Annotated in this window: 1 protein-coding gene; it reads left to right on the top strand. The window is 61.6% G+C overall.

Going from position 1 to position 297, the window contains the following annotated elements:
• The coding region (locus AC0L3B_RS39220) for a DEAD/DEAH box helicase (RefSeq protein ID WP_473383126.1) at window positions 1-297 on the top strand (297 nt) is incomplete at both ends.

Below are 297 nucleotides of genomic sequence, written 5' to 3'. Positions count from 1 at the left end.
GTTTACGTTTCGCCGCTCAAGGCGCTCTCCAACGATATCCAGATCAACCTGCAAAATCCGCTGGCGGGCATTACCGAACATCTGCACAAACTTGGCCTGCCGCCGTTGGTGATCCGCACGGCGGTGCGCACCGGCGACACCCCGCAAAAAGACCGCGCCCAGATGCGCAAGCGTGCGCCGCATATCCTGGTCACCACCCCGGAATCGCTGTATGTGCTGCTCGGCTCGGATTCCGGCCGGCACATGCTCGCCAGTGAGCCTGCTGCAGCACTTCAGTTTCGAAGACTTGTTCCGCGG

The sequence above is a fragment of the Bradyrhizobium sp. Kon56 genome (genome assembly GCF_055807635.1).
This window is presented reverse-complemented; position numbering and strand designations above follow the sequence as displayed.